This window comes from Pseudomonas sp. S2_A10, from assembly GCF_054668465.1.
This window is the reverse complement of record NZ_CP162773.1, coordinates 3607044-3629857: the sequence shown is the minus strand read 5'-3', so window position 1 is coordinate 3629857 and position 22814 is coordinate 3607044. Positions and strand designations below refer to the sequence as shown.

The window sequence follows — 22814 nt, the reverse complement described above, 5'->3', positions numbered from 1 at the left end:
CGGGCAACAATTCGGTTAAATACGGGGGTGAAAAGCGCCGCCTCAGCGACGCTCGATCGGCTCGATCACCTGCAACGCGAGGTTGCCTTTGTGCGAGCCCATCTTGACCTTGAAGGCCGGCACGCCGTTGGCGCGCATGATCATGTCTTCCGGCATCTCGACCGGGATCACATCGCCCGGTTGCATGTGCAGGATGTCGCGCAGCTTCAACTGGCGGCGGGCCACGGTGGCGCCGATCGGCACGTCGACATCGAGCACGTCCTGGCGCAGGGCGTTGACCCAGCGCTCGTCCTGATCGTCGAGGTCGGACTGGAAACCGGCGTCGAGCATCTCGCGCACTGGCTCGATCATCGAGTACGGCATGGTCACGTGCAGATCGCCGCCACCGCCATCGAGTTCGATGTGGAAGGTGGAGACCACAATTGCTTCGCTCGGGCCGACGATGTTGGCCATGGCCGGGTTCACTTCCGAGTTGATGTACTCGAAATTGACTTCCATGATCGCCTGCCAGGCTTCTTTCAGATCGACGAAAGCCTGCTCGAGCACCATGCGCACTACGCGCAACTCGGTCGGGGTGAACTCACGCCCTTCGATCTTGGCGTGACGGCCGTCACCACCGAAGAAGTTGTCCACCAGCTTGAACACCAGTTTGGCGTCGAGGATGAACAGCGCGGTGCCGCGCAGCGGTTTGATCTTGACCAGATTGAGGCTGGTCGGCACGTACAGCGAGTGCACGTATTCGCCGAACTTCATCACCTGCACACCACCGACAGCCACGTCCGCCGAGCGGCGCAGCATGTTGAACATGCTGATGCGGGTGTAGCGGGCAAAGCGCTCGTTGATCATTTCCAGCGTCGGCATGCGTCCACGGACGATGCGATCCTGACTGGTCAGGTCGTAGCTTTTGACACTGCCGGGTTCGGCAGCATTATCGGTCTGTACCAGACCATCATCGACGCCATGCAGCAGCGCATCGATTTCATCCTGGGACAGCAGATCCTGCACGGCCATGTCGTGTTCCTACTGCAGTACGAAATTAGTGAAAAGCAACTGTTCGATGACCACTTTGCCCAGTTCTTTCTGCGCCACTTCCTGGACGCTGGCGGTGGCCTTCTGGCGCAACATCTCTTGGCCGACCGGTGTCGCCAGTGTGGCGAAATCCTGACCGGAGAAGAGCATTACCAGGTTGTTGCGGATAACCGGCATGTGCACTTTGAGCGCGTCCAGATCGGCCTGATTCCGCGCCAGCATGGTGATGCTCACCTGCATGTAGCGCTGACGGCCGTTCTGGTTGTAGTTGGCCACGAAGGCCGGCGCCATCGGCTCGAAAATCGCCGCCTGCTTGCCGACCGGCGCTGCTTCAGCGGCCTCGGCAGGCTTGCTTTGCGCGCCGTGCATGAAGAACCAGGTCGCCCCGACGGATGCACCAATGGCCACCAGCAACGCCAGCACGATCACGATGATCAGCTTGAGTTTGCCTTTGGTTGCGGGGTCTTTTACTGCTGCAGCTTCGCTCTTCGCCATGCCAATAATCCGTCACTAATCGGGGGTTTCACAGTCGCACGGCAAGGCAAGAGCAAGTGTTATGCCAGAAGTGTCGGAGGTCGAGAACGACGCTAAAGTCAAAAGCACCCCTCACCCCAGCCCTCTCCCTGAGGGAGAGGGGGCCGACCGAGATGTAATGGGGCTGGACATCGACCTGCACAACCGAGGTGATTGCAAGTTCAGGGCGGGAATCAACAGGTCGCCGAATGTCGAACGGATTCAGCGATGCTCGTTCAGGTCGGCGTAGTTCTTCAAGATTCCCCAATCGGTCCCCTCTCCCCTCTGGGAGAGGGCTAGGGTGAGGGGGCTCTTGATTTGCTCAGGCGTAATAGTCGACCGCGCTGCTGCCAATTACGCTGGTAGTCTGCGCCGCCACTTCAGCGACAGTAGCCGGTGCCAATTCCTCATCCGCCGAATCCAGGCGGCCACCCGCAGCGCTGGTCCGGCCACTCTGCCCCTGCTGCGCCTGTTCCTGACCTTGCTGCCCCTGCCAGCCACGGTTCTGGTCGGCGACGTTGACGTCCACCTGGCCCATGCCCTGCTGGTTGAACATGTCACGCAGGCGGTGCATCTGGCTGTCGAGCGCTTCACGCACGCTTGGGTGTGCGCTCATAAAGGTGACCTGGGTTTGCTGATCGGGAACCATGTTCACGCGGATATCCAGACGCCCAAGCTCCGCCGGCTGCAACTGAATGTCGGCGGCCTTCAGGTTGACGCTGGACAGGTACATGACGCGGTTGACCACTTCTTCGGTCCAGCCGCTCTGGTGCATGGCGATCGGCTGATTCACCGGCAGCGCATTGGCGGTTTTCGGCGTAGCGGCCTGGGTCAGTGCCGCCAGACGGTTGGCGAAGTCATCGACGCGGGTGTCGCTGGTAGCCGATTTCAGATCCTTCAGACCATCGTCGATCAGCCCGCTGAAAGCTTGTTCGCCGCCCTGACTGGTGCTGTCCTTGTCGGCCTGCACGTCGAGCATGCTGGCCATGCCGGCGGCAAAGTTCTGCGCGGCGGTCAATTCGCCGTCAGCCTGAGCTTGAGCAGGCGTGGCTTTCGGTTGCGCCTGACTGGCGGCGGAAATATGCCCGCCCTGCTCCATCGCCATGCGCACGGCCGGCATCGAGTCGAGCGGGTCGGCCGATGGATCGAAATCGCTGTCGGTTGCCGCCGGATCTTTGACCATGCCCGACACGACCGCCAATGCAGGCGTCTCGGTTTCCGGCTGCGCTGGCGTGGCGACTGTTGGCGTTTGCACCACAGGCGCTGCCACCAACGGCTGAACGACTTGCGCCAAGGCCGGATCAAGGGCCGGGTCTACAGGCGCGGCATCGGCCACAGGGGTTTGTACGGTTTCAGTGGTGTCATCGGCAGTCGCTGTCGCGTCGTCGCTCGCCGCCGCCTTGTCGGCAGGCAACGCTTTGCCGCTATCGGCAACTGCTGGCTCGGGCGCGGCAGACTGCTCTTTGCCGATATCCTTTTTGCCGCTGCTGTCCGCGACCTTATCGCGTGCCGGCTTGACTGAATTGTCAGCGCTCACGGCGGGCTTGGCCGGCGCCTGATCGGCAAACACTTTGGCGAAGCTGGAGGCCTTGTCCCCGGCGTCTGCGGCCATTGCCGACGATTTGGCAGAGACGGCTTGCGCCTTGGCCTGAGCGGCGGTCTGAAGAAGAATGTTGGGGGTCGCAGGCATGACAAGGTCTCCGCTGCACTGGGATCGTAGGTACAGTTGAGCAAGTTGACTGCAAGTGCCGGGCCAGTTTGGCCAGACACTTGCGAAAAGCGCCGGACGGCAGCTTCAGTGGATGTGGGCGTGGTGCTTTTCGCTTTCGTACACCGGACGTACTTCGGCGAATTCAGAATGGATATCGGCGACTAGCTGAGCGAGCGCTTCCGGGCTTTTGTCCTTCGCGTTCGACTCCAGGTCCTGGCACAACTCGGCCAGTCGAACCGCGCCCATGTTGCTGGCGCTGCCCTTGAAGCTATGCGCTACATCGGAAAGCGCTTTGGCGCTGGTGCTGTCCTGCAACTCGTGCAGGCGGCTTTGCGAATCTGCCAGAAAAGTCTCCAGCAATTCCGTATAGCCGTCCTCCATCACCTCGCGCAAAGTATCGAGGACTTCGCGATTTACATGTGCGTCTGTCACTTGCTCACTCCTTGATCAAGAATGGGCGGATTATGCCTCAATCTCCCAGAAAAACTCCACGCTGGCACTACGACCCTGGTCCGACCAACTGGCGTTGCGCCCCAGTTGCCGGACCAGACCGATGCCGCGTCCCGACAAGCGGACGTTATCCACGGGCCTTTCCATGACCCGCGCCACATCAAACCCCTTGCCACTGTCATCGACACGAATGACCAGCCGCCCACCCTCGCCTTGCGGCTGGACCTGCAAATGCACTCGCACGAAACCGTCTTGCAGCGCCTCCAACCGCGCCGCGCGCATTTCATAGTAGCGGGCGAAACCTGCCGCATCGCGTTTGAGGCTCGAGTCCAGCCCGAGCACGCCATGCTCCAGCCCATTGGAATACAACTCGGCGAGCACGCTGTACAGCGCCCCGCTTTGCGCGCGCAGGCCATGCACCTCAAGCAGCAACTGCAAGAGGAACGGCAATGGATTGAAGCGCCTGAGTGTGGCGCCGCGAAACTCGAAACTGGCCGACCAGTCCAGCGGGCACGACTGGCCGCTGTCGGAATACACCGGCGTCGCGCCGTGGGCCTGAGCCGACTCGAGCAGACTGACCTCGACCATGCTTACGTCATCTCGGGCCTGTCCGCGAAAATCGCGCAGCGCCTGTTCGATATCCTCGAATAACCGATCCGGCTCGCGGTTCGCCGCAAACACCTGCTGCAAGCGTTCAACGCCGAACAACTGATCATTGGCATCGCAGGTATCGATGACACCGTCCGACAACAGGAACACCCGATCATCAACCGCCATCGGATAGACATCCGTACGGTCATCGAAGGCTTGCGCGCTGAGAATCCCCAGGGGCAAATGCCGCGCCGGCAAGGGCACGCGTTCGCCACTGGCCATGCGGTGCAGGTAACCGTCGGGCATGCCGCCGTTCCACACCTCCACCGAACGGCTCTGGAAACTCAGACTGAGCAAGGTGGCACAGCAGAACATGTCCACCGGCAGGATGCGCTTGAGCTTGGCGTTCATCTCGCGCAGGGTTTCGGCCAGGCCATAGCCCTTGGCGGTCATCCCATAAAACACTTCGGCCAGCGGCATCGCCCCCACCGCTGCCGGCAAGCCATGCCCGGTGAAATCGCCGAGCATGACGTGCATGTCACCGGCCGGCGTATACGCAGCGAGCAACAGATCGCCATTGAACAGGGCGTAAGGCGATTGCAGGTACCGAATGTTCGGCGCACTCAGGCATCCGGAATGCGCGACCTTGTCGAACACCGCTTTGGCCACGCGTTGTTCGTTGAGCAGATAGTCATGATGTTTCGCGATCAGATCGCGCTGCTGCAGGACCGTGGCCTGAAGGCGACGCAAGCGATCCATCGCCTTGATTTTGGCGGCAAGGATCACCTGGTTGTACGGCTTCGCCAGAAAGTCGTCGCCGCCGGCCTCCAGACACCGGGCCAGCGCTTCACTCTCGGTCAGCGAGGTGAGGAAGATGATCGGCACCAACGCTTCACCCGCCAGCGCCTTGATCTGCCGCGCCGCTTCGAAGCCGTCCATCACCGGCATCAGCGCGTCCATCAACACCAGATCGGGCTGCTGCTCTTTGAACGTTTCGACCGCCTCGGCACCATTGGCCGCTGTCAGCACCTGATGGCCCTGACGGCGGACGATGGTCGACAGCAGCAGCCGGTCGGCGGCACTGTCTTCGGCGATAAGAATAGTCAGCGGCTCTTGCGCCTGCATGGGCATCAACTGATGTCGAAGAGTTTGTCGAAGTTGGAAATCGCGAGAATTTTCTTCACATCGGAGCTGCTATTGACGACGCGGATATCCGAATTGTCGCCACCGGCGTGATCACGCAGCAGGAGCAGCATGCCCAGCGCGGAGCTGTCGAGGTAAGTGGCCTCTTTGAGATCGACCACGATGGATTCGGGTTTGTGTGGGAGCCGTTCATACGACTCGCGAAATTCCTGATGGCGACCAAAATCGAACCGGCCTTTGACGGCGATCGTGAGCTTTTTCTGGTCTGGAGAGACTTCTGTAACGACTGACATTGACTGGCTTCCTTGTCATTGACGAACCTGTACAAGGTTTAGCACCTGGATAGGCTTGGGGCAAGGCGCAGCAGTGGAACAAGTGTGGGAGCGAGCCTGCTCGCGAAGGCATTCTGTCAGTTGACTACAGGATTGACTGACACGGCGCTTTCGCGAGCAGGCTCGCTCCCACAGGGTTTGGCGGTGTGGTTTAGAAGGCATCACGCCGTGGCAAACGCTGTGACAGTTCATCGAGCAGCTTCTGCTCGCGTTTGTCTTCCAGGCGTTGCGCTTCATCACGATAGCGCTGCACCAGTTTGCGCAAGCCCTCGACGCGGGCAAACGCCTGCTGCCATTCCTCTCGCGCCTTGTCGAGCTTGTTCTGGTGCCAGACCAGGCTCTGCCGCTGCTGGTCGACGGCGGTGTCGAGTTGCGCCAGAAACCCCTGAAAACCCAGCAGCCATTGCCCGGTCACGCCGGTGCTGCCGCGCACGATCCACTGCTGCGAGTAATCCAGACGAAAGGCATTGAGGTCGGCCAGTTTGCTTTCGGCAACTTTGACCTGGCCCTGAAAGTAGGCGAGGCGCTGCACGGCGGCTTTCTCGGCCTTCTCGGCCATGTCCACCACCGGTGCCAGGCGCGCAGCGCGGCTGACGGCCATGGCCGGTTACCCGCCCGCCGCAGGGGCGAACAGGGTTTCCAGATAGGCCTGGCTTTCACCCAGATTGATTTTGTCGTTGAGGCCCTGGCGCTGATACCTGACCAACTGCGGTTGCAGGGAAATCGCCAGATCGGTCTCGCGATCGCCACCGGCCACATAGGCACCGACGCTGATCAGATCGCGGCTCTGCTGATAGCGCGACCAAAGCTGCTTGAAATACTGCGCGCGCTGCATGTGATCCGGCGAAACCACCGCGGGCATCACCCGGCTGATCGAGGCTTCGATGTCGATCGCCGGATAGTGGCCTTCCTCGGCCAGGCGCCGCGACAGGACGATGTGGCCGTCAAGCACGCCACGCGCCGAGTCGGCAATCGGGTCCTGCTGGTCATCGCCTTCGGACAGTACGGTGTAGAACGCCGTGATCGAACCGCCGCCCTTCTCCGCATTACCGGCGCGCTCCACCAGTTTCGGCAGTTTGGCGAACACCGAGGGCGGATAACCCTTGGTTGCTGGCGGTTCGCCGATGGCCAGCGCAATTTCGCGCTGGGCCTGGGCGAAACGGGTCAGCGAGTCCATCAGCAGCAGAACGTTCTTGCCTTTGTCGCGGAAATACTCGGCGATGCGCGTGCAATACATCGCGGCACGCATACGCATCAGCGGTGCATCGTCCGCTGGCGAGGCGACCACTACCGAACGTTTGAGGCCTTCTTCACCGAGAATGTGTTCGATGAATTCTTTAACTTCGCGACCACGCTCACCGATCAGGCCGACGACGATGATGTCGGCCTCGGTGAAGCGGGTCATCATGCCCAACAGCACCGATTTACCGACACCGGTACCGGCGAACAGACCCAGACGCTGGCCACGGCCGACCGTCAGCAAACCGTTGATGCAACGGATGCCGACATCCAGCGGTACGCTGATCGGATCACGGTTGAGCGGGTTGATGGTCGGGCCGTCCATCGGCACCCAGTCTTCGGCCTTCATGCCACCCTTGCCGTCCAGCGCGCGGCCAGCACCGTCAAGAACACGGCCGAGCATGCTCATGCCCATCGGCAAACGACCGGTATCGGCCAGCGGCACCACGCGCGCGCCCGGGGCAATGCCGGCGACGCTGCCGACCGGCATCAGAAAGACTTTGCTGCCGGAAAAACCCATGACTTCCGCTTCCACCTGAGACGGATGGTAGCTGTCGTCATTGATCACCATGCAGCGGGTGCCCATGGCGGCGCGCAGGCCTTCGGCTTCGAGGGTCAGGCCAACCATGCGCAGCAGCCGACCTTCAAGGATCGGCGCGCCGGCAATCTCGGTGGCCTCGGCGTAGGTGCTCAGGCGCTTGGCGAAACTGGTGCGTTCAAGGCGCATCGCTGGCGTCCGCGCGCGGCTCGTCAGAGTCGACAGCCGCTGGGGTGTCTTCGGGAATGTCCAGACTCAAGTCAGGCGCTGCCGGATGCAGAGCCTGCTCGTGCAACTGGTCGAACAGCTTGGCCATGACCTGGGTCACCCGCGATTCGACGCTGGCGTCGATGCGGCTGTGCTCGGTTTCAACCCGGCAGCCGCCCGGCAACAGCGACTCGTCTTCGACGATGCGCCAGGTTTCTTCGTGGCGTTCGCGCAGGGCTTTGACCTGGGCGAAATCCTGCGGATTAACGTACAGGCGCACGTTTTCCACGCCCAGCGGCAACAGCTTGAGGGCATCGCGCATGACGTGTTCGATCTGTGTCGAGTCGATGGCCAGTTCGCGCTTGATCACCTGCTTGGTGATGTGTTGCACGAGGTCAACCAGCGACTTTTCAATCTGGGTGTCTTGCTCGGCGATCGGTTCGAACAGGTTGGCCATCAGCAGCTCAAGGCTGGCGATTTTCGCCGCCAGCGCCGTTTCTGCTTCCTGACGCACCTTCAGCGTGGTGCTGTGAAAACCTTCCTTTTCACCAATGGCGAAGCCCTCGTTGTAAGCCTCCTGACGGATGCTTTCGAGTTCTTCCAGGGTCAGTGGCTGGACTTCTTCCAGCGGCACTTCTTCCATTTCCGGCGGTTCGGGTTCCGGCTCCGGCTCGGGTTCCGGTTTCGGCGGGTCGAAGCTGGGCAGCGCCCAGGATTCGAAGCCGCGAACATCACGGGCGCGGATCAGATCCGTCACAGACTCGTCAGGCTTATCCATGGGCTTAGATCATTTCCTCGCCGCCCTTGCCACCGAGCACGATCTCGCCGGCTTCGGCCATACGACGGGCAATAGTGAGGATCTCCTTCTGCGCGGTTTCGACGTCGCTGACGCGCACCGGGCCTTTCGCCTCGAGGTCGTCGCGCAACAGTTCGGCGGCACGCTTGGACATGTTCTTGAAGATCTTTTCCTTGACGCCCTCGTCCGAGCCTTTGAGGGCCAGCACCAGCACATCGGAAGAGACTTCGCGCAACAGCGCCTGAATGCCACGGTCGTCGACGTCGGCAAGGTTGTTGAACACGAACATGAGGTCTTCGATCTGACCGGACAGGTCTTCGTCGACTTCGCGGATCGAGTCCATGAGCTGGCCTTCGATCGAGCTGTCGAGGAAGTTCATGATGTCGGCCGCACGCTTGATGCCACCCAGGGTGGTGCGCGAGGCGTTCGAGTTGCCGGAGAACTGTTTCTCGAGAATCTGGTTGAGTTCTTTCAAGGCGGCCGGTTGCACGGTGTTCAACGACGAGACGCGCAGGATGATGTCCAGACGCACTTTGTGGTCGAAGTTGCCGAGCACTTCACCGGCCTGATCCGGGTCGAGGTACGCGACCACGATCGCCTGAATCTGCGGGTGTTCGTAACGGATGACGTCGGCGACTGCGCGCGGCTCCATCCATTTCAGGCTGTCGAGGCCACTGGTGTTGCCACCGAGCAGGATGCGGTCGATCAGGCCGTTGGCCTTGTCTTCGCCCAGGGCCTGGGTAAGCATCTTGCGTACGTAGTCGTCGGATCCGACGCCGAGACTGGTCTGATCGCCGACGATGTCGACGAACTCGCTCATCACCTGCTCGACCTGTTCGCGATGGACGTTGCCCATCTGCGCCATGGCCACGCCGACGCGCTGAACCTCTTTGGGCCCCATGTGGCGCAGCACTTGCGCAGCATCGGTCGAACCCAGGGACAGCAGCAGAATCGCGGCTTTGTCGACCTTGGTCAGTTTGACGGTGGCGGCTCGGTTATCACTCATCTGCGTTAATCCACTCTTTCACGACCTGGGCCACGCGACCCGGGTCTTCAGCTACCAGACTCTTGATTGCATTCAGCTGCGCGTCATAACCCTCGCTCGGGCTCGGCAACAGAATGCTCTGCGGACCACCGAGGCTCACGCGGTCGTTGGCCAGTTCGCCGTCCAGGCCGCCCATGCCACCGAGTTCCACGTCGCTGCCCAGACCGGCCAGCTCCTTGCCTTTGCCACCGCCGGTGATGTTGTTGAGCACCGGACGCAGCACACCAAACACCAGTACGAGGATGAACAGCACACCCAGCACTTGTTTGACGATGTCCCAGAACCATGGCTGGGAGTAGAACGGAATATCGGCAATCACTTCGCCGCGCTCGGCGGAGAACGGCATGTTGATCACGCTGACGCTGTCGCCACGGCTGGCGTCGAAACCGACCGCGTCCTGCACCAGACGGGTGAAGCGCGCCAATTCGTCGGCGCTCCACGGCGCACGGCTGGTTTCACCGTTGGCCGGGTTGACCTTGACCTGATCGTCGACCACGACCGACACCGACAGGCGATTGAGACGGCCCTGCTGCTGCTTGGTGTGGCTGATCGAACGGTCGAGCTCGAAGTTCTTGGTGGATTGTTGACGCTTGTCCGCCGGGTACGGTGCGAGCATCGGCTGGCCGGTGGCCGGGTCCATGATCTGCTGACCGTTGGCATCAACCAAAGGCTGACCTGGCTGAATCATTCCGGCCGGTGCGGCGGTGCCACCGGTGGTCTGCGGCGCCGAGGCTGGCGACGGCGGCTGGTTGCTCAGGGCACCCGGCACACCTTGCGGGCCATTGCTGGCGGTGCGTTGTTCGTTGACCGACTGCTCGCTGCGCAACGCCGGTTGGTCCGGGTTGAACTGCTCGGCGGTCGATTCGACGGCACTGAAATCGACGTCGGCGGAGACTTCAGCCTTGTAGCGATCGTTGCCCAGTACCGGTTGCAGAATGTTGTGCACGCGCTGGGTGAGCATGCTTTCCATGCGGCGGCTGTAATCGAACTGCTTGCCGGCCATGGTCATTTCCGAGTTCTCCGCCTGATCGGAGAGCAGGTTGCCCTTCTGATCGACGACGGTGATCTGCGATTTGCTCAACTCGGGCACGGAAGTCGCGACCAGATTGATGATCGCCACCACCTGACCCGGCTCAAGCGAACGCCCGCTGTACAGCTCGACCAGTACCGAAGCGCTAGGCTTGCGCTCGTCACGGACGAACACCGAACTCTTCGGAATGGCCAGATGCACGCGGGCACCCTTGACGTTGTTCAGGCTGGAGATGGTCCGCGCCAGTTCGCCTTCGAGGCCGCGACGATAACGGGTCGCTTCCATGAACTGGCTGGTGCCCAGACCCTGTTCCTTGTCGAGGATTTCGAAACCGATGTTGCCGTCGCTGGGAGTGACACCAGCGGCAGCGAGTTTCATCCGCGCACGGGACAGGTCGTCGGCCTTGACCAGCAAGGCGCCGGAATTGGGTTCTACGTTGTAGGGAATGTCAGCGGCGGCCAGGGTTTCCATGACCTGCTTGGCGTCCATACCGGCAAGGCTGCCGTACAGTGGACGGTAATCCGGCTGCTGCGACCACAGCACCACGGCAAAGCCAATCGCCACGCTCGCTGCCAGACCGACCAACAGGCCGACCTGACGCAGCACGGTCATCTGGGAAAGGTTTTCCAGAAAGGACAGGCCGAACAGCGGCGGTTTGCCGTCGATCGGGGTGGCCTTGGCCGGAACGTTATCAGCGACTGCTTCTGCCATGACTTATTTCGCCCTTAAACCGGCATCTGCATGATGTCTTGGTAAGCCTGGACCAGCTTGTTGCGCACCTGGGTCAGAGCCTGGAACGACACGCTGGCTTTTTGCGACGCAATCATGACGTCAGTCAGGTCGACACCGCTCTTGCCGATCTCGAACGCGTTGGCCAGTTGAGTCGACGCCTGCTGGGTATCGCTGACTTTATTGATCGCCTGACCGAGCATGTCGGAAAAGCTGCTGCCCGCGATTTCAGGGACAGCGGCAGTCGATTTACGCGCAGACATGGCATCCACTTTCATGGCCTGCATGTCCATCATCAACCGATTAAATTCAATACCTTGGCTCATGGTCTACTCTCTTGGGCGGCCCGCAATTTTTTGACACTCACTCGGCGGGTACACAGGTATTAGCAACAAGGGTGCCAGCTAGTGGGCACCCTCCTGAGAAAAGCATCTGGAATGTTTTGCAGCATCGATCAGGTGGCGAACAGATAACCTTCGACATCCATCCCGGCATCGCGCATTTGCGCCAGTTTGTAGCGCAGGGTGCGCGGGCTGATGCCGAGCTTTTCGGCAGCTTCCTTACGGCGGCCACGCTCGGCGCGCAGGGTGTCGATGATCATCTGAAACTCCCGGCGGCGCAGGTCATCGCCCAGCGCGCCGGAAGAATCCGCCTCGATTTCCACCTCGCGGATCACCGGTGCCGTGATCGGCAACGGCGCAAATGTCACCGCACCGCTCAGGCAGAAATCCTGCGGCTGAATCAAACCGCCCTGCTGCAGAATCAACGCGCGCTGAATGGCGTTGTCCAGCTCCCGCACGTTGCCCGGCCACGGGTACGCGGTCAGGCAAGCTTGAGCTTCGGGGGACAGCTTCGCTGCTGCGTGCTTCATTTTATTGACGTGTTTGGCCAACAATTTTTCCGCCAGCGGCAGGATATCGGCAGTGCGCTCGCGAAGTGGACGCCAGGCCAAGGGGAAAACCGACAAGCGGTAAAACAGGTCTTCGCGAAAACGCCCAGCCGCCACCTCGCCGGCCAGATCACGATTGGTCGTGGCGACCACGCGAATATCCAGACTGATCGGCTTGCGCGCGCCCACTCGCTCCACTTCCCGCTCTTGCAGGACGCGCAGCAACTTGGCTTGCAGACCCAGGGGCATTTCGGAAATTTCATCGAGCAGAATGGTGCCGCCGTCCGCTTGCTCGAACTTGCCGGCCTGCGAGGCGATGGCGCCGGTGAACGAGCCCTTCTCATGGCCGAACAGTGTTGCTTCGAGCATGTTGTCGGGGATCGCCGCGCAGTTGATCGCAATAAACGGCTGGCTCGCCCGTCGCGATTGCTGGTGGATATAGCGCGCCAGCACTTCTTTACCGGTGCCGGACTCGCCGGAAATGAGGACAGTCGAATCACTGCGCGCAACCCGTGCGGCCAACTCAAGCAACTGCGCACTGGCCGGTTCAACGGCGACGGGGCCTTCCGCTTCGCCTGCATCAATGCAGCCCAGCGCATGCCGCGCCACCAGATCGAGCAATGCCTTGGGCTCAAACGGCTTGACCAGATAATCCGCCGCGCCTTGGCGCATCGCATCGACCGCACGCTCGACCGCGCCATGGGCGGTCATCAGCAGTACCGGCAATTGCGGCTGGCGTGCGCGCAGCAACGCAAGCAATTGATGACCGTCCATGCCCGGCATGTTGACGTCGCTGACCACCAGGCTGAAAGCTTGCTGCGCGACCGCCGTCAGCGCTTCTTCGGCGCTGCCGACGGCGTGATAGTCGTGGCCGGCGAGGAGCAGCGTATCGGCCAGCGCTTCGCGCAACGAACGGTCATCCTCGACCAGCAACACCTTGATGCCCATGACGTTTATTCAACTCCTTGTACAGCGGAAAACAGCGGCAGACTGACCTGCGCGCAAGTGCCGCGCCCGACTCGCGAACGCAGGGTCAATTCTCCCTGATGCGCACGGGCCACCGCTTTGACCACGGTCAGGCCGAGGCCGGTGCCGGTGACTTTGGTAGTAAAAAAAGGCTCGCCGAGACGCGCCAAAACTGTCGGCTCAATGCCGCTGCCGCTGTCGCTGACACACAGACGCAGGGTGTTGCCTCTGGTGTAGCAATGCACTTTCAGGCGCGCTTCGCCAGCGCTGGCCTGAATGGCGTTTTCAATCAGATTCAGCAGCGCGCCGACCAACGTGTCGCGGTTGCACAGCAACTCACCGGCATGGCTGTCGCACTGCCAGCGGATCGGCAGGTCCTGCACATGGGTCAGCGCCGCAGCCTGCAGCGACTGCATCAAGGCACCGGGCGTGAGGCGGTCGGTCAGCGGCAATTCACCGCGAGCGAACACCAGCATGTCGCGCACCTGATGTTCGAGTTCGTGCAGGCGCTCTTTCAGGCGGCCAGCAAAGCGTTGCTGGGTTTCCACCGGCAATTGCTGTTCAGTCAAATGACTGGCGTAGAGCAAAGCGGCGGACAGCGGTGTTCGAATCTGGTGGGCCAGCGAGGCAACCATGCGCCCCAGCGATGACAAACGTTCGTGGCGCGCCAACTGGTCTTGCAGATGACGTGTTTCCGTCAAGTCGTTGAGCAGCACCAACTGCCCCGGCTCGGCATCCAGCGAGCGGGTGGAAATCGACAGGCGTCGACCGTTTTTCAAGGAGATTTCATGACCGTCGTCTTCACGGGGAGCGAAGCAGCGCGCGATCACATGGCGCCAGAGTTCGCCCTCGAGTGGCGAGCCGAGCAGATCGATGGCGGCGGGATTGGCTTCGCGCACCAGACCGTGGCCGTCGATGACGATCACGCCGCCGGGCAACAAATCGAGGAGGTTTTGCAGGCGATTGGCCAGGCGTTCTTTTTCCGCCAGCTCCTGCATGCGCTGAGCGCTGACCACGGCCAGCTCCCCTTTGAGTTCGGTGACGCGCGCTTCGAGCAGGCTGTAGGAGTCGGTCAGCTGGCTCGACATCTGGTTGAACAGCTGGAAGGCCTGCTCAAGTCCCTGACGACTTGCCTGCTCTACGGACGAGGGTTGCCCCACGATATTGGAGGCAGAAGAGATCTGGGCGGCTTGGGGCATTGGGCTCTCTCGCTTGGCTGACCGTCAGTGAAACGGAACGTTGCGAGGGCTATAGCAATACCCGTGCCTAAAAAAAACCGCTTATAAATGAAGCGCTTGAAAAACAGGCGTCAATCATCCGCCTGTTCATCTCCTCCAGCCCGGCTCATGCCGTACTTGCGCATCTTCTCGACCAGGGTGGTACGACGAATACGCAGACGCTCAGCGGCACGGGCGACAATGCCATTGGCATCGTCCAGCGCTTGCTGAATCAGGCCCTGCTCCAGGCCACCGAGGTAGTCTTTGAGGTCGAGACCTTCCGGCGGCAGCAACGCGTTGGCGCTGAAGTCCGGCGTATGGCCGTTGATGGCCACGCGTTCTTCCAGATCGCTGCGCAGGCTGTCGACCATCTGCTCGTCTTCGTCGTCGACGTAGCGGAATTTCTTCGGCAACTCGACCACGCCAATCACCCCGTACGGGTGCATGATCGCCATGCGCTCGACCAGGTTGGCGAGTTCGCGGACGTTGCCCGGCCAGCCGTGACGGCACAGCGACATGATCGCCGCCGAGTTGAAACGGATCGAACCGCGCTTCTCGTGCTCCATGCGCGAGATCAGTTCGTTCATCAGCAGCGGGATGTCTTCGACGCGCTCACGCAGCGGCGCCATCTCGATCGGGAACACGTTCAGGCGATAGTAGAGGTCTTCACGGAACGAGCCGATCTCGATCATGCTTTCGAGATTCTTGTGCGTTGCGGCAATGATGCGCACGTCGACGCTCTGGGTCTTGTTGCTGCCCACGCGTTCGAAGGTGCGCTCTTGCAATACGCGCAGCAGCTTGACCTGCATCGGCAGCGGCATGTCGCCGATTTCGTCGAGAAACAGCGTGCCGCCGTTGGCCAGCTCAAAGCGCCCGGCACGGCTGGTGATCGCGCCAGTGAAGGCGCCCTTCTCGTGGCCGAACAGTTCGCTTTCCAGCAGCTCTGCCGGGATCGCCCCGCAGTTGACCGGCACGAATGGCGCGTCGCGGCGTTTGGAGTGGTAGTGCAGGTTGCGCGCGACCACTTCCTTGCCGGTGCCGGACTCGCCGAGGATCAGCACGCTGGCGTCGGTGTCGGCCACTTGCTGCATCATCTGCCGGACGTGCTGAATCGCACGGCTGGTGCCGACAAGACTGCGGAAAAGATTGGGTTCGCGATGACGGCCGCGCTCGCGGGCCTGGTCGTACATTTCGCGATAGACCTGGGCGCGATGCAGCGAATCGAGCAATTTGCTGTAGCTGGGCGGCATTTCCAGGGTTGACAGCACGCGACGACGCTGGTCTTCAGGCAGGTCAACGGAAGAATTATCGCCCATTAACAAAACCGGAAGGAACTCATCCCAGGTTGCGAGTGTCTTTAGCAAGCCCAAAAGCGCGCCAGGAGCATTAACGGTCCCGATCAGTACGCAAATGACTTCACGACTAGACGACAAAGAGCCGACTGCCTGCTGCCAGTCATGGCTGCCGCAGGGTAAATTTTCTTCGCCAAGAAAATTTAGAATCACCGCCAGGTCGCGGCGGCGGACGCTATCGTCATCGATCAGCAGAATTTTGGTTTCACGCCACATGCAATAGCAACTTCCCTAGTCAACTCAATGCCCGAAAAATGGGGCAAGCGAGACGCTTGCAGGACACCTTGTGCCTGTAGACGCCCTAAATCTGATAATAGCCACTAGTTAAGTCAAAAAACCGTGCACAGTCAAATTTATGGCGCACATCTCTGGTTCAACTGACGGTTAATCAACCAAACAGATGGTAAACCTTTGCAGCCTTTTGCGCTTGGGTGATCTGCGACATCTCGTTGGCTATCGCCTGCCGCTCGCCCATTGCCACCTCGAGAAGCTCTTTGTAGACGAATAGCAGCTCTTCAAGGTTATCGCGCAACGCAACTTCGTCCAGCGAAGCTTCCGCCATGACGTCTTCCATGCAGGAACGGCAAGCCAGATCCAGCTCGCCGATGGCTTCCCAGTTTCGTTCGGCCAATGCTCCGACCAACGCTTCACGGGTATCGGCAATTCGCTGCAATACAAGACTCATGGTGATCTCCTTCAGAACTGCGGAGCCGGCACGGGCGCGATGGCGTCCCAACCTTCTTTGACCGTGGTCAGCAGGCCGGCGACTTCGTCGAGTACACGGGGATCGCTGCTGATGTTCGCCTCGGCGAGGCGCTTCATCATGTAGATGTACAGGCCATCCAGATCGGCCAGTGCCTCTGCATTGTTTTCAAGGTCGAGACCTTCACGCAGGCCACTGACAATGCCGATGGCCTTGCTGATCGCCGTGCACTTGCCGGGAATATCCTTGCGCTCAATGGCGCCCTTGGCCTGCGCAATCCGGGCCAGGCCACCTTCCATCAACATTTGCACCAGGCGGTGCGGGCTCGCTTCGGACGTCTGCGCATGGGCGCCGACTTTCTGGTACTGCCGAAGGGCTAACATCGGGTTCATGTTCTACCTCATTGCCACGTTGACTCGTATAACCAGTGTATCGCCAACCGGCCCGAAAACTTTAGATCAAAAGACAAAAACCCGGCGCACGCCGATAAAGCGTAGCCGGGTTTTTGTCGTTACTGACTGTTACTTCGCCGACTGCTGAGCGTTCAGCGAGCTGAAGAACGACGTGATGTTGCTCGCCGTTGCCTTCATCTGCCCTACCAGCAAGTCCATGGCGTTGTACTTGGCGGTCAATGTCGACGTCAGGTTGGCAACCCGCAGATCCAGCGCCGCCTGCTGCTTCTGCAAGCCGCTCGTCAGACTCGCCAAGTTGGAGCTGCGCTGATCCAGCAGCCCACCGGTCTTGACGTACGGATCAACCGCCGCAGTCATACGCGCCAACAGACCATTCTTGGCGTCGGTGCCGCTGAAGAGCTGCTGAACCTGGCCAGCCATGCCTGGGATTTCCATACGCTTGTTGAACACTGCAGTATCGAGCGTCAGCAAACCGGTTTTACTGTCAGTCAACACACCCATCTGTGAAAGCACGGACAATTGGCCTGCTCCGCCCGCCCCTGGATCTGTCAACTGAGCGCGCACGTCCGCCATCAACGAACGCGGCAGAGCGTCACCAGTGAACGCCGCCGAAACGGTCAGATTGCCATCGGCATCCGGCGTTGCCTTGGACAAGGTGTCGATGGTTTTCTTCAGGGTGTTATAGGAATCGATGAACGATTGCAGCGATGTCTGGATGCCGGCGGTATTGGTCGCAACCGATACAGTAGCCGGCGTTGGCACGCCGCCCACGACGGGACTCGCAGTGACCAGATTCAGCGTCATGCCGCTGATCGCACCGGTGACGGTGTTGGTCTTGCTGGTAACGGCCAGTCCGTCGATGGTCAGGCTCGCGTCCTTGGCCACATCACCGACCGCACCGGATGCCCCTGCCGCAGGACTGTCACCCATCTTCTGGGTGCCATCGATCTCGAGACCGGCGATACCGCTGACCTGCAGGTCCATGCCGGCGCCCGTCTTGTTGGAGCTCAGTACCAGACGCGAGGCGCCGGTACTGTCAGTCACGATGTTCGCGGAAATGCCATTGCTGGACTGCGCGGTGTTGATCGCATCGCGCGTGGACTGCAAGGTGGCATTGGCCGGAATCGCGACATTGTAATCAATGCCATTCTGACTGATTTTCAGAGTACCACTCGGAATGGCACTGGCGGCCCCGCCGGCAAAGGCGGCACTGGCAACTTTGGAGCCGGTGGCCAGGTTTTTCACGACTACGCTGTAAGTACCCGGCACGGCGGTTTTATCCGAAGTGGCACCGACGACAGTTGGCGTATCCGAGGTTGCAGTAAAACCGGCAAACGCCGGGCTTGTTGCCTTGTTCAGATCACCCATCGCTTTCTGATAGGCCGCCAGTGCACTTTTCAGCGAACCAACGCCGGAAATCTTCAGGCTGTTGCTTTTGGTCGCGGTATCGATCTGCGTCTGCTTGGCAGACTTGTCGGCGTTGACCAGCGCGGTCACGATCGCGCCGATGTCCAGGCCGGAACCCAGTCCGGAACCCGGTAAAATTGGACTTGCCATGTGCATCTCCCTTCAGATTGCTGCCATTCTTTTGACCGTTACACGCGTCCTGAGAACGAACAAACACTATTCATGCCATTTATCAGACCTTGGCGTCGAACAATACATGACTTGCATTGGCGAGGCTGTCGGCCAGTTTGAGGGCTTCGGCGGAAGGAATCTGTCGAACGACTTCACCCGTCTCGCTCGCGATCACCTTGACGATGACCTTGCCGGAATGCTCGTCAATCGAGAACTCCAGATTACGCTTGATCGACTGGACGAACTTTTCGATCTCTTGCACCGCCAGCTTCAACTTGGCGCCGTCCGAATCCTGATCCTTGGCAGCGACCGGTGCTTCAGTCTTTTGGACTTTAGGCAGCTCTGACGGTTTGTCAGCAACCGGTGTCACTGGCTTGGGAGCCGGATAAGACACGTTAAGCTTTACGCTCATGTCCATGCCCATCACCTCTTAACGTAAAAAAGCGAGAGAGCACGACAAGCGCACTCCCCCGCCTAAACTTGTTCCGGATTACTGAAGCAGCTTCAGTACAGCGGAAGGCAGTTGGTTGGCTTGAGCCAGTACGGAGGTCGAAGCTTGCTGCAGAGTCTGCTGCTTGGTCAGGTTAGCAGTTTCTGCGGCGAAGTCGGTGTCCTGTACACGACCCTGAGCAGCGGTGGTGTTTTCAGTGATGTTCTGCAGGTTGGAGATGGTGCTGGTCAGACGGTTTTGCGAAGCACCCAGGCTGGCACGGGTTGCACCGATTGCAGCGATAGCGGCGTCGATTGCAGTGATCGCGTTGTCGATGTTCTGCGAAGCAGAACCAGCACCAGTACCCGAAGTACCGGTCAGAACTACAGTACCGCTACCTACCGACAGGCTGACGGCGTCGAACTTGGAGCTCAGTACCAGGTCGATGTGGTTAGCCGAACCGGTGTTTGCGCCAACTTGCAGGGTCACAGTACCAGCCGAACCGTCCAGCAGGTTTTTGCCGTTCAGGTTGGTAGCAGCCGAGATACGGGTGATTTCGTCAGACATCTGAGCGAATTCAGCGTTGGTAGCGGTCTGGTCAGCGGTGCCGTTGGTACCGTTACGAGCTTTAACAGCCAGTTCACGCATACGCTGCAGGATGTCGGTCGAAGCTTGCAGAGCGCCTTCAGCGGTCTGGGCAACGGAGATACCGTCGTTGGCGTTCTGGATGGCCTGGGTGTTACCGCGGATCTGCGAGGACATACGGTTGGAGATCTGCAGGCCAGCGGCGTCGTCTTTGGCGCTGTTGATTTTCAGGCCGGAAGACAGGCGCTGCATCGAGGTGGACAGAGCGTCGGAAGCGCGGTTCAGGTTTTTCTGAACGTTCAACGATGTGGTGTTGGTGTTTACTGTTAAAGCCATGACGAATTCCTCGTTGGTTGGGTACTGCGGCTTCCGGCCCTGGCAACCGCCGGGTATGGCCTAGAGAACCTTCGTAATAGTTATCGTCGGGTTTGCAGGTTGCTTGAGGGCTTTTTGAAAAAATTTTGCCATCACCACGCCACCCCCGAGAAAACAAAGACTTAGCAGCACATCCAGCGCGAAAAAATGACGTCATAAAACCGCCTGTAACGCAAAGCCGCGGGCCAGCGCGGCGCAGCGGTTCAGCGCCTGGCACTTTCCAGCAATTCGACCAGTTCGTATTCCATATAGTCAGCCAGGCCCAACCAGTCCTGGCGCTCCTGACAGTCGAGCATTTGCGTGAGCACCTGTGCCCAGTCCTGCTGCACCTTCTCCGAGGCAGACGCCAGGCATAGTTGAGCCTGTTCGAATACATCGACCATCGTCAACGCCGCCTCGACATCACGCCCCAAGCGAAACAAAGCCGCGCACTGGCGGCACTGATGCTGACTCTGGTTCAGCGCACTCATTGCACGAACTCCGGATTGAAAGCGGTCCCGGCAATCAATGCACCGGCGCGGCTGCTGTTGAGAAACTCGACCTGCGGATGCGCGGCGATATAACGCTCAAGCACACACAGATAACCGCGAAAGTTCAGCTGAGTGCTGACGCGCTGACCGTGGCCATCGCGCACCCAGTGCCGCGCCTGATTCACCGGTGGTCCGAGATCGCCGTCATTCCAACCGGCGTGAGTCTTGTTCATCGGGAAAGCGAAGTCAGCGCCAAATAGCGTGATACGCCTCGCGCCCATTTTTACCGCGAGATCCACCGCCGGATGAATCACGCTGCCGCCGACGTGCAGCTCGCCGCGTGGATACTGTTCTTTCAGCTCGGCATAGATCGGGCTGGCCGAATAGCCGCCATAACGCTTGCCCTTCCATGACTTCAATACCTGCGGATCGCTCATCGGCAGGTACACCAGCGTAATGCCGTCAGACGTCTCGAAGGGCAGATGCCGCAAGCCGATGCGCTGATCGATGCTCACCACCAGATCAGGCACGATGCCGTGCTCACGCAATGGCCGATAGGCCGTATCAACGCAGATGAACAACGGCCGCTCGGCACGCTGACGAATCGCCGCCAGACGCTCGAAATGCTGCTCCAGCGTCGGTCCGGTGGCGATCACGTAGATTTCACGTCCAGCGCAACTGCCGAACAGCTGCGCGACATCGTCATCGCCAAGCAACACCGGCAGACATTCCTGCAAGCGTTGCTGGATTTCTGTCGACAGCGGATCGAAATCGCGATTGTTGAATATCAAATGCACTTCATTGATCAGCCGGTCGCGGACCTTTGCATTGAAGTCATCGGCCAGCAGCATCTCGGCCGGCAAGGCAAAGAATGGCGTGAAGAAGTCAGGGTGATCACCGGCGTAAAACAGTTCGACCCGAGGATCCTCCAGCCACTGGCGCTGATCGAGCAACTGCAGCACCAGCGCAAAGAGCGCGCCATTGAGAATGTGTACGTACAGTTTTTCCAGGCCTGCGCGCTCGAGCAGCACGCCTGCCAAGTCGCCCAGGCCAGTGCCATAAACGTGAAGTTGCGGTTTTTCCGGCAGGCTCGCCGCCTGGATCTGCGCCTCGTGCAGACGATCATGGCGACTGGTCAGCTGAATGCCATCGACGCTCAGCGTCGAGCCCAGCCCTTGCACGAGTTCGGCCTGCACGGACGCGCTGTCTTCAGCCATCAATCGCTCGAACAGCGCCGGCCAGCGCCGTTGCAACACCTCGGCATTGGCTTGGAAAAACTCGCTCATGGCGCCTCGCGCTCCTTCTCGGGCAAAAAAATAGCGTTCAAGGTTAACCTTGAACGCTATTTTTGTATCAGTGGTTTTTGCTGCAGCTTACGGGCGATAAATGATCGCCGAGCCCCACGACAGGCCCACGCCAAAACCGCTCAGTGCAACGCGCTGCCAGTCGGAGTCGAGCACGTGTTTTTCGAGCAGCAACGGAATGCTCGACGACACGGTGTTGCCGGTCTCGACCATGTCCTTGATGAACTTCTCCGGTTCGCCTTCGAAGCGTCGCGCCACGGCATCGACAATCGCCGCGCTGCCCTGGTGAATGCAGAATGCGTCGATGTCATCGGCCTTGAGATTGGAATCGTCGAGCAGCTCGTGCAAGTGCGCCGGCACTTTCAGCAATGCGAAGTTGAACACCTGACGACCGTTCATGAAGAACACGCCGTTGCTGACTTTCAAGTGCGGTGCGCCGGAACCGTCGGTGCCGAACTTGGCCTTGCCCAGCGCCCAGGTCGGGTTTTCGCCCATCCAGGTAGCGGTGGCGGCATCGCCGAACAGCATGGTGGTGTTGCGGTCTTCAGGGTCGACGATTTTCGAATACGGGTCAGCGGTAATCAGCAGGCCGTTCTTCAGGCCGGCGGCTTCCATGAAGCCCTTGATCGCGTAGATGCCGTAGACGTAACCGGAGCAGCCCAAGGAAATATCGAACGCTGCGACATTGGTCGGCAGGCCGAGCTTGTCCTGGACGATTGCTGCTGTGTGCGGCAGGCCTTCTTCATCACCGTTCTGGGTGACGACAATCAACGCGTCAATCGATTCACGCTTCAGTTCAGGATTGCTGGCAAACAGCGCATTGGCCGCTTCCACGCACAGATCGGAGGTTTCCTGCTCAGCGTCTTTGCGCGGCAGGAACGCCGAACCGATCTTGCCCAGGATGAATTCTTCATCCTTCTCGAATTTTGCACCTTGTGCGTAATTGTCCACGCCGGCTACAGGAACGTAGCTCGCAATGCTTTTTATGCCAATCATTACGGCTTCCCAATAAAAAACAGCCCAAAACCACCGCTCGCAAGGATTCGAGGGGCGCCGACAAACAGAAAACGGCCGCCACGACGGGCAGCCACGGGAAGCGCAAAGGGCTATCACTGGAACCGCAAAACGGGCCAGGCGCCATCTCCCCGGTCAATACAATACAGTGAAGATGCGCGTTAT

The 22814-nt window shown here is 60.1% G+C and carries 23 protein-coding genes; all 23 read right to left on the bottom strand.

Translation table 11 applies throughout. From position 1 onward, the window contains the following. Positions 1-42: 42 nt before the first annotated feature. The 23 genes from fliM to AB4N41_RS16230 all read right to left on the bottom strand — a co-directional run bounded on the left by fliM (position 43) and on the right by AB4N41_RS16230 (position 22631). Positions 43-1011 (bottom strand): flagellar motor switch protein FliM, encoded by a 969-nt coding sequence (fliM, locus tag AB4N41_RS16340; RefSeq protein ID WP_003222890.1) that lies wholly within the window; start codon positions 1009-1011, stop codon positions 43-45. A 9-nt stretch (positions 1012-1020) separates the two neighbouring features. Then, a complete protein-coding gene (gene fliL, locus AB4N41_RS16335; protein ID WP_016771071.1) occupies positions 1021-1524 on the bottom strand; it encodes a flagellar basal body-associated protein FliL in 504 nt (167 codons plus the stop codon). 340 nt (positions 1525-1864) lie between these two features. Next, positions 1865-3232 (bottom strand): flagellar hook-length control protein FliK, encoded by a 1368-nt coding sequence (locus AB4N41_RS16330; protein ID WP_252877690.1) that lies wholly within the window; start codon positions 3230-3232, stop codon positions 1865-1867. Between the two features lie 105 nt (positions 3233-3337). Continuing rightward, on the bottom strand, positions 3338-3685 hold the full coding sequence (locus AB4N41_RS16325) for an Hpt domain-containing protein (RefSeq protein WP_056783810.1): 348 nt from the start codon (positions 3683-3685) through the stop codon (positions 3338-3340). Positions 3686-3715: 30 nt separating this feature from the next. Further along, on the bottom strand, positions 3716-5419 hold the full coding sequence (locus tag AB4N41_RS16320) for an ATP-binding SpoIIE family protein phosphatase (protein ID WP_252877689.1): 1704 nt from the start codon (positions 5417-5419) through the stop codon (positions 3716-3718). 5 nt (positions 5420-5424) lie between these two features. Continuing rightward, on the bottom strand, positions 5425-5730 hold the full coding sequence (locus AB4N41_RS16315; RefSeq protein ID WP_056783805.1) for an STAS domain-containing protein: 306 nt from the start codon (positions 5728-5730) through the stop codon (positions 5425-5427). 190 nt (positions 5731-5920) lie between these two features. After that, on the bottom strand, positions 5921-6370 hold the full coding sequence (gene fliJ / locus AB4N41_RS16310; RefSeq protein ID WP_016771076.1) for a flagellar export protein FliJ: 450 nt from the start codon (positions 6368-6370) through the stop codon (positions 5921-5923). 6 nt (positions 6371-6376) lie between these two features. Next, positions 6377-7735, bottom strand: coding sequence for a flagellar protein export ATPase FliI (gene fliI / locus AB4N41_RS16305; RefSeq protein ID WP_016771077.1), 1359 nt, complete (start codon positions 7733-7735; stop codon positions 6377-6379). Beyond that, positions 7725-8531, bottom strand: a complete 807-nt coding sequence (gene fliH, locus AB4N41_RS16300; protein ID WP_041479018.1) for a flagellar assembly protein FliH — start codon at positions 8529-8531, stop codon at positions 7725-7727. The genes fliI and fliH overlap by 11 nt, the downstream gene beginning before the upstream one ends. A 4-nt stretch (positions 8532-8535) precedes the next feature. After that, positions 8536-9555 carry a flagellar motor switch protein FliG gene (fliG, locus tag AB4N41_RS16295; RefSeq protein ID WP_016771079.1) on the bottom strand — a complete coding sequence of 340 codons (1020 nt, stop codon included), beginning with the start codon at positions 9553-9555 and terminating at the stop codon, positions 8536-8538. Beyond that, the gene (gene fliF, locus AB4N41_RS16290) at positions 9548-11335 is read right to left on the bottom strand and encodes a flagellar basal-body MS-ring/collar protein FliF (RefSeq protein WP_217850623.1); all 1788 of its coding nucleotides are present in this window, start codon (positions 11333-11335) and stop codon (positions 9548-9550) included. Before fliF ends, fliG begins: the two co-directional genes overlap by 8 nt. 14 nt (positions 11336-11349) lie before the next feature. Beyond that, positions 11350-11679 (bottom strand): flagellar hook-basal body complex protein FliE, encoded by a 330-nt coding sequence (gene fliE, locus AB4N41_RS16285; protein ID WP_016771081.1) that lies wholly within the window; start codon positions 11677-11679, stop codon positions 11350-11352. Between the two features lie 128 nt (positions 11680-11807). Beyond that, the gene (locus AB4N41_RS16280; RefSeq protein ID WP_252869006.1) at positions 11808-13190 is read right to left on the bottom strand and encodes a sigma-54-dependent transcriptional regulator; all 1383 of its coding nucleotides are present in this window, start codon (positions 13188-13190) and stop codon (positions 11808-11810) included. Positions 13191-13195: 5 nt separating this feature from the next. Continuing rightward, positions 13196-14407, bottom strand: a complete 1212-nt coding sequence (locus AB4N41_RS16275) for a sensor histidine kinase (RefSeq protein WP_252877688.1) — start codon at positions 14405-14407, stop codon at positions 13196-13198. A gap of 110 nt (positions 14408-14517) precedes the next feature. Then, on the bottom strand, positions 14518-15993 hold the full coding sequence (locus AB4N41_RS16270; RefSeq protein ID WP_041479014.1) for a sigma-54 dependent transcriptional regulator: 1476 nt from the start codon (positions 15991-15993) through the stop codon (positions 14518-14520). Positions 15994-16165: 172 nt separating this feature from the next. Then, positions 16166-16462, bottom strand: coding sequence for a hypothetical protein (locus tag AB4N41_RS16265; RefSeq protein WP_016771085.1), 297 nt, complete (start codon positions 16460-16462; stop codon positions 16166-16168). A gap of 11 nt (positions 16463-16473) precedes the next feature. Continuing rightward, the gene (gene fliS / locus AB4N41_RS16260; RefSeq protein WP_041479013.1) at positions 16474-16872 is read right to left on the bottom strand and encodes a flagellar export chaperone FliS; all 399 of its coding nucleotides are present in this window, start codon (positions 16870-16872) and stop codon (positions 16474-16476) included. A gap of 129 nt (positions 16873-17001) precedes the next feature. Continuing rightward, positions 17002-18450 carry a flagellar filament capping protein FliD gene (fliD, locus tag AB4N41_RS16255; protein ID WP_095180716.1) on the bottom strand — a complete coding sequence of 483 codons (1449 nt, stop codon included), beginning with the start codon at positions 18448-18450 and terminating at the stop codon, positions 17002-17004. Positions 18451-18532: 82 nt separating this feature from the next. Then, the gene (locus AB4N41_RS16250; RefSeq protein WP_041479011.1) at positions 18533-18889 is read right to left on the bottom strand and encodes a flagellar protein FlaG; all 357 of its coding nucleotides are present in this window, start codon (positions 18887-18889) and stop codon (positions 18533-18535) included. Between the two features lie 72 nt (positions 18890-18961). Beyond that, positions 18962-19822 (bottom strand): flagellin domain-containing protein, encoded by an 861-nt coding sequence (locus tag AB4N41_RS16245; RefSeq protein WP_016771090.1) that lies wholly within the window; start codon positions 19820-19822, stop codon positions 18962-18964. Between the two features lie 242 nt (positions 19823-20064). Beyond that, a complete protein-coding gene (locus AB4N41_RS16240) occupies positions 20065-20331 on the bottom strand; it encodes a hypothetical protein (protein ID WP_252877687.1) in 267 nt (88 codons plus the stop codon). After that, complete coding sequence (locus AB4N41_RS16235; protein ID WP_122602237.1) at positions 20328-21617, bottom strand: motility associated factor glycosyltransferase family protein; 1290 nt, start codon at positions 21615-21617, stop codon at positions 20328-20330. Before AB4N41_RS16235 ends, AB4N41_RS16240 begins: the two co-directional genes overlap by 4 nt. Before the next feature lie 87 nt (positions 21618-21704). Further along, positions 21705-22631: a ketoacyl-ACP synthase III gene (locus AB4N41_RS16230; protein WP_016771093.1), complete on the bottom strand. Its 927-nt coding sequence runs from the start codon at positions 22629-22631 to the stop codon at positions 21705-21707. Positions 22632-22814 lie beyond the last annotated feature (183 nt).

Excerpts from the sequence above, each read along its gene's own strand:
- AB4N41_RS16330 (WP_252877690.1), bottom strand. The coding sequence starts at position 3,232 with ATGCCTGCGACCCCCAACATTCTTCTTCAGACCGCCGCTCAGGCCAAG.
- fliD (WP_095180716.1), bottom strand. The coding sequence starts at position 18,450 with ATGGCAAGTCCAATTTTACCGGGTTCCGGACTGGGTTCCGGCCTGGAC.
- AB4N41_RS16230 (WP_016771093.1), bottom strand. The coding sequence starts at position 22,631 with ATGATTGGCATAAAAAGCATTGCGAGCTACGTTCCTGTAGCCGGCGTG.
- AB4N41_RS16240 (WP_252877687.1), bottom strand. The coding sequence starts at position 20,331 with ATGAGTGCGCTGAACCAGAGTCAGCATCAGTGCCGCCAGTGCGCGGCT.
- AB4N41_RS16280 (WP_252869006.1), bottom strand. The coding sequence starts at position 13,190 with ATGGGCATCAAGGTGTTGCTGGTCGAGGATGACCGTTCGTTGCGCGAA.
- fliL (WP_016771071.1), bottom strand. The coding sequence starts at position 1,524 with ATGGCGAAGAGCGAAGCTGCAGCAGTAAAAGACCCCGCAACCAAAGGC.
- AB4N41_RS16320 (WP_252877689.1), bottom strand. The coding sequence starts at position 5,419 with ATGCAGGCGCAAGAGCCGCTGACTATTCTTATCGCCGAAGACAGTGCC.
- AB4N41_RS16235 (WP_122602237.1), bottom strand. The coding sequence starts at position 21,617 with ATGAGCGAGTTTTTCCAAGCCAATGCCGAGGTGTTGCAACGGCGCTGG.
- AB4N41_RS16270 (WP_041479014.1), bottom strand. The coding sequence starts at position 15,993 with ATGTGGCGTGAAACCAAAATTCTGCTGATCGATGACGATAGCGTCCGC.
- AB4N41_RS16245 (WP_016771090.1), bottom strand. The coding sequence starts at position 19,822 with ATGGCTTTAACAGTAAACACCAACACCACATCGTTGAACGTTCAGAAA.
- fliH (WP_041479018.1), bottom strand. The coding sequence starts at position 8,531 with ATGGATAAGCCTGACGAGTCTGTGACGGATCTGATCCGCGCCCGTGAT.
- AB4N41_RS16315 (WP_056783805.1), bottom strand. The coding sequence starts at position 5,730 with ATGTCAGTCGTTACAGAAGTCTCTCCAGACCAGAAAAAGCTCACGATC.
- fliM (WP_003222890.1), bottom strand. The coding sequence starts at position 1,011 with ATGGCCGTGCAGGATCTGCTGTCCCAGGATGAAATCGATGCGCTGCTG.
- fliG (WP_016771079.1), bottom strand. The coding sequence starts at position 9,555 with ATGAGTGATAACCGAGCCGCCACCGTCAAACTGACCAAGGTCGACAAA.
- fliF (WP_217850623.1), bottom strand. The coding sequence starts at position 11,335 with ATGGCAGAAGCAGTCGCTGATAACGTTCCGGCCAAGGCCACCCCGATC.
- AB4N41_RS16250 (WP_041479011.1), bottom strand. The coding sequence starts at position 18,889 with ATGGACATGAGCGTAAAGCTTAACGTGTCTTATCCGGCTCCCAAGCCA.
- AB4N41_RS16265 (WP_016771085.1), bottom strand. The coding sequence starts at position 16,462 with ATGAGTCTTGTATTGCAGCGAATTGCCGATACCCGTGAAGCGTTGGTC.
- fliJ (WP_016771076.1), bottom strand. The coding sequence starts at position 6,370 with ATGGCCGTCAGCCGCGCTGCGCGCCTGGCACCGGTGGTGGACATGGCC.
- AB4N41_RS16275 (WP_252877688.1), bottom strand. The coding sequence starts at position 14,407 with ATGCCCCAAGCCGCCCAGATCTCTTCTGCCTCCAATATCGTGGGGCAA.
- fliE (WP_016771081.1), bottom strand. The coding sequence starts at position 11,679 with ATGAGCCAAGGTATTGAATTTAATCGGTTGATGATGGACATGCAGGCC.
- fliI (WP_016771077.1), bottom strand. The coding sequence starts at position 7,735 with ATGCGCCTTGAACGCACCAGTTTCGCCAAGCGCCTGAGCACCTACGCC.
- fliS (WP_041479013.1), bottom strand. The coding sequence starts at position 16,872 with ATGAACCCGATGTTAGCCCTTCGGCAGTACCAGAAAGTCGGCGCCCAT.